The sequence below is a fragment of the Kitasatospora sp. NPDC018058 genome, from assembly GCF_044327205.1.
In the GTDB taxonomy this organism is placed as follows: Bacteria; Actinomycetota; Actinomycetes; order Streptomycetales; family Streptomycetaceae; genus Kitasatospora.
This window is the reverse complement of the sequence record NZ_JBIRFA010000155.1, coordinates 1-1,071: the sequence shown is the minus strand read 5'-3', so window position 1 is coordinate 1,071 and position 1,071 is coordinate 1. Positions and strand designations below refer to the sequence as shown.

The following is a 1,071-nucleotide window of genomic DNA, read 5'->3' as shown; positions in this document are numbered from 1 at the left end:
GTACCAGATCCACGCCTCGGGGTTGATCGGCTCGCCGACGCTGCCCAGCACCCGCAGCGAGGACAGGTCGAACTTCGCGGGGATGTCGTCGCCCCACTTCATGAAGGTGCGGATCGCGGTCGGCGCGGTGTAGAGGATCGTCACGCCGTACTTCTGGACGATCTCCCAGAAGCGGCCCTGGTGCGGGGTGTCCGGGGTGCCCTCGTAGATCACCTGGGTGGCGCCGTTGGAGAGCGGGCCGTAGACGATGTACGAGTGGCCGGTGACCCAGCCGATGTCGGCGGTGCACCAGTAGACGTCGGTCTCCGGCTTGAGGTCGAAGACCGCGTGGTGGGTGTAGCTGGCCTGGGTGAGGTACCCGCCGGAGGTGTGCAGGATGCCCTTGGGCTTCCCGGTGGTGCCCGAGGTGTACAGGATGAACAGCGGGTGCTCGGCGTCGTGCGCCTCGGGGGCGTGCTCGACGGACTGGCGTGCGGTGATCTCGTGCCACCACACGTCACGGCCCTCGGTCCAGGCGGTCTCCTGCCCGGTGCGGCGGACCACCAGGACGTGCTCGACGCCGTCGACCTTGGTGAGGGCCTCGTCGATGGCCGGCTTGAGGGCGGAGGGCTTGCCGCGGCGGTAGCCGCCGTCGGCGGTGATGACCAGCTTGGCCCGGGCGTCCTGGATGCGCGAGGCCACGGCGTCGGCGGAGAAGCCGCCGAAGACCACCGAGTGGGTGGCGCCGATCCGGGCGCAGGCCAGCATCGCGACGACCGCCTCGGCGATCATCGGCAGGTAGACCGCCACCCGGTCGCCCTTGCGCACTCCGAGCTCCAGCAGCGCGTTGGCGGCCTGCGAGACCTCGTCCTTGAGCTGGGCGTAGGTGATCGAGCGGCTGTCGCCGGGCTCGCCCTCGAAGTGGATCGCGACCCGGTCGCCCAGGCCGTTCTCGACGTGGCGGTCGACGCAGTTGTAGGCCACGTTGAGCTTGCCGTCGGCGAACCACTTGGCGAAGGGCGGGTTGGACCAGTCGAGCGTCTCGGTGGGCTCGACCGCCCAGCTCAGGCGGCGGGCCTGCTCGGCCCAGAA

The 1,071-nt window shown here is 70.1% G+C and carries 1 protein-coding gene; it reads right to left on the bottom strand.

Translation table 11 applies throughout. The features are described 5' to 3' along the window. The coding region (locus tag ACH4E7_RS45685) for an AMP-binding protein (protein ID WP_396255139.1) at window positions 1-1,071 on the bottom strand (1,071 nt) is incomplete at both ends.